This window comes from Mesorhizobium sp. M7A.F.Ca.ET.027.03.2.1, from assembly GCF_003999175.1.
In the GTDB taxonomy this organism is placed as follows: Bacteria; Pseudomonadota; Alphaproteobacteria; order Rhizobiales; family Rhizobiaceae; genus Mesorhizobium.
Genome location: NZ_RZOM01000635.1, coordinates 1 through 3,606, shown reverse-complemented (window position 1 = coordinate 3,606; position 3,606 = coordinate 1). Strand labels below are relative to the sequence as shown.

General features: G+C 65.0%; 3 protein-coding genes. All 3 read left to right on the top strand.

The features are described 5' to 3' along the window. The coding region (locus tag EN750_RS23840; RefSeq protein WP_127397832.1) for a DUF2090 domain-containing protein at nt 1-747 on the top strand (747 nt) is incomplete at its 5' end. Nucleotides 748-781: 34 nt separating this feature from the next. Then, a complete protein-coding gene (gene iolD / locus EN750_RS23835; protein ID WP_127397831.1) occupies nt 782-2,632 on the top strand; it encodes a 3D-(3,5/4)-trihydroxycyclohexane-1,2-dione acylhydrolase (decyclizing) in 1,851 nt (616 codons plus the stop codon). Nucleotides 2,633-2,855: 223 nt separating this feature from the next. Next, a partial coding sequence (gene iolE, locus EN750_RS23830; RefSeq protein ID WP_127397830.1) for a myo-inosose-2 dehydratase occupies nt 2,856-3,606 on the top strand: 751 nt, incomplete at its 3' end.

Here is a 3,606-nt window from a genome sequence, read left to right as displayed (position 1 = left end):
GTGCTGGCGGTCAAGGCCGCTGCGAAGGTCGCCGCCGGCCGCGACGGCTACGGCATGCTGATCGACGAGAAACACGGCCGCAAGGCAATGTTCGAATTCGCCAGGCATTCCTTCGCCTGGCTCGGGCGGCCGGTGGAGTTGCCGGGCTCGCGGCCGCTGCGCTTCGAATTCTCGCAGGACATCGGCTCGCAGCTTGTCGAATGGCCGGTCGACCACTGCATCAAATGCCTGTGTTTCTATCACCCCGACGATCCGGCGGCGCTGAAGGAAGAACAGCAGCAGAAGTTGCGCGCCCTGTTCGAAGGCGCGCGGAAGGTCGGCAGGGAACTTCTCATCGAGATCATTGCCGGCAAACATGGCAAGCTCGACGACACGACGATCCCGCGCGCGTTGGAGGAACTCTATGCGCTCGGCATCAAGCCGGACTGGTGGAAGCTCGAGCCGCAGGCGTCGAGCGGCGCCTGGGCGAAGATCGAGGCCGTCATCCTGAAGCACGACCCCTGGTGCCGCGGCGTCGTGCTGCTGGGCCTGGAAGCGCCGCAGGACGAGCTGGAAGCGGCGTTCGCCGCCACCGCCAAGGCGCCGATCGTCAAGGGCTTTGCCGTCGGCCGCACCATCTTCGTCCATGCGGCCGAGCAATGGCTGGCCGGCAAGATGTCGGATGACGAGGCGATCGCCGATATGGCGCAGCGCTTCGAACAGTTGACGGATGCGTGGCTTGCCGCGCGCGGCCGCAAGGCGGCATAAGAAGGCGCGGAATAGGACTGCGGAGGAAAACACCATGAGCAAGACAATCCGCCTGACGATGGCGCAGGCGCTGACCCGCTTCCTCAGCCGCCAGATGACCGAGATCGACGGGAGCAAAGTCCCGATCTTCGGCGGCGTCTGGGCGATCTTCGGCCACGGCAATGTCGCTGGCATCGGCGAGGCGCTTTATCAGCTGCGCGACGAACTGCCGACCTTCCGCGCCCACAATGAACAGGCGATGGCGCATGCGGCGATTGCCTACGCCAAGGCCAATTTCCGCCGCCGCTTCATGGCCGCGACCTCTTCGATCGGCCCCGGCGCGCTCAACATGGTGACGGCGGCGGCGCTCGCCCATGTAAACAGGTTGCCCGTCCTGTTTTTGCCGGGCGACGTCTTCGCCAACCGCATCCCAGACCCGGTGCTGCAGCAGGCCGAGGATTTCTCCGACGGCACGGCGACGGTCAATGACTGCTTCCGTCCGGTTTCACGCTATTTCGACCGCATCACCCGGCCGGAGCAGATCATCCCGGCGCTCAGCCGCGCCATGGCTGTGCTGACCGATCCGGCCGAATGCGGCCCGGTGACGCTGTCTCTGTGCCAGGACGTGCAGGCCGAGGCCTACGACTACCCCGAGAGTTTCTTTGCCGAGAGGGTCTGGCACCAGCGCCGGCCGCGCCCGGATCGCCATGAGCTTGCCGCTGCGGTAGCGGCGCTGAAGGGCGCAAAAAAGCCGCTGGTGATCGCCGGCGGCGGTGTCCTCTATTCGCAGGCGTCGGACGAACTGGCGAAATTCGCCGAGAGCGCCGGCATCCCGGTCTGCGAGACGCAAGGCGGCAAATCCTCGTTGCCGGACGATCATCCGCTCAACATGGCGGCGGTCGGCGTCACCGGCACTTCTGCCGCCAATCGGCTGGCTGAGGAAGCCGATGTCGTGCTGGCCATCGGCACGCGCCTGCAGGACTTCACCACCGGCTCGTGGGCGCTGTTCAAGAATTCCGGCAAGACCATCATCGGGCTCAACGTGCAGCCCTTCGACGCCGGCAAGCACCGGGCGCTGCCACTGGTCGCCGATGCGGCCGAGGGCCTGGCGGAACTCGGCGCGGATCTGAAAGGCTGGAAGGCGCCGGCAAGCTGGACCGCCAATGCGGCCACCGGCAAGAAGGCCTGGCAGGCCGAGGCGGCCAAGGTGACCGCGTCGACCAATGCCGCCTACCCGTCCGACGCGCAGGTGATCGGCGCCGTGCAGCGCGCCATGGGCTCCGGTGTGACGCTGCTGAATGCCTCCGGCGGGTTGCCGGGCGAATTGCACAAACTTTGGCAGGCGGGCGCGCCCGGATCGTATCATGGCGAATATGGCTTCTCGACCATGGGCTACGAGATCGCCGGCGGGCTCGGAGCCAAGATGGCGAAGCCCGGCGAGGAGATCGTCGTCATGATCGGCGACGGCTCCTATTTGATGCTGAATTCGGAGATCGCCACCTCGGTGATGCTCGGGCTGAAGCTCACAATCGTGCTGCTCGACAACCGCGGCTATGGCTGCATCAACCGGCTGCAGATGGCGACCGGCGGCGCCAACTTCAACAATCTGCTGAAGGACTCGCGCCACGAGGTCCTGCCCGACATCGACTTTGCCGCGCATGCGGCGAGCATGGGGGCGATCGCCGAGAAAGTGCCGTCGATCGCCGGGCTGGAAAACGCGCTGGCACAAGCCAGGAAGAATACGCGCACAACGGTGCTCGTCATCGACACCGACCCGCTGGTTTCCACGGATGCCGGCGGCCATTGGTGGGACGTGGCGGTGCCGGAAGTGTCGGCACGGCCGCAGGTCAACGCGGCGCGCAAGGCGTATGACGAAAAGCGGAAGATGCAGAGTGTGGGTGATTGAGGTCGGCGCTGCCCCTCACCTGCCTGCCGGCATCCTCTCCCCGTATAGGGACGGGGAGAGGGACGCTGTCATCACCGGTTTCGCCAATCACCGCCGTCGCAAGAAAGACGCCGAGGTCGCGGCTAGACCCCTTCTCCCCGTCACTATACGGGGAGAAGGTGCCGGCAGGCGGATGAGGGGCGGCGGCAACCAAAGGATAACTGTTCTAAACCGGAGTGACGACTTGAAAGCCAAACTGGGCATGTCCCCAATTGCGTGGTGGAACGACGATCTTGCGGAACTCAGCGATGATGTGTCGCTGGAAGAATGCCTGCGCCAGTCGCGCTCGGCCGGCTTCACCGGCATGGAGATGGGCCGGCGTTTTCCCAATGACCCCGAAATCATGCTGCCGATCCTGAAGGCCGCCGACGTCACGCTGTGCGGCGGCTGGTTCTCCGGCACGCTGGTCGATGGGGAGATGGCCGACAACAAGGATCGCATCCAGCCGATGATCGACCTGTTCAAGGCGGTGAATGCGCCTTGCATCGTTTATGGCGAAGTCGGCCGCTCGATCCAGGGGGACCGCTCCAAGCCGCTCGCCACCAAGCCGAAGCTGTCGGATGACGAGATGAAGGTCTATGCGAAGCGCCTGACCGAATTTGGCGAATGGTGCGCCGAACAGGGCATGCCGCTGTCCTATCATCACCACATGGCGGCGGTGGTCGAGACCGAGCCGGAACTCGATGCCTTCATGCGCTATTCCGGAGCCGGCATTCCGCTGCTGCTCGATGCCGGACATCTGGCCTTTGCCGGCGGCGACGTGCTGCGTGCAATCGACAACCATCACACCCGCATCAGCCATGTGCATGTGAAGGACGTTCGCATGGAGGTGATCGACAGGCTCGATCGCTCGAAGCAATCCTTCCTCGACGCCGTGGCGCTCGGCGCCTTCACCGTGCCGGGCGATGGTTCACTCGATTTCGGCGCCATCGTGC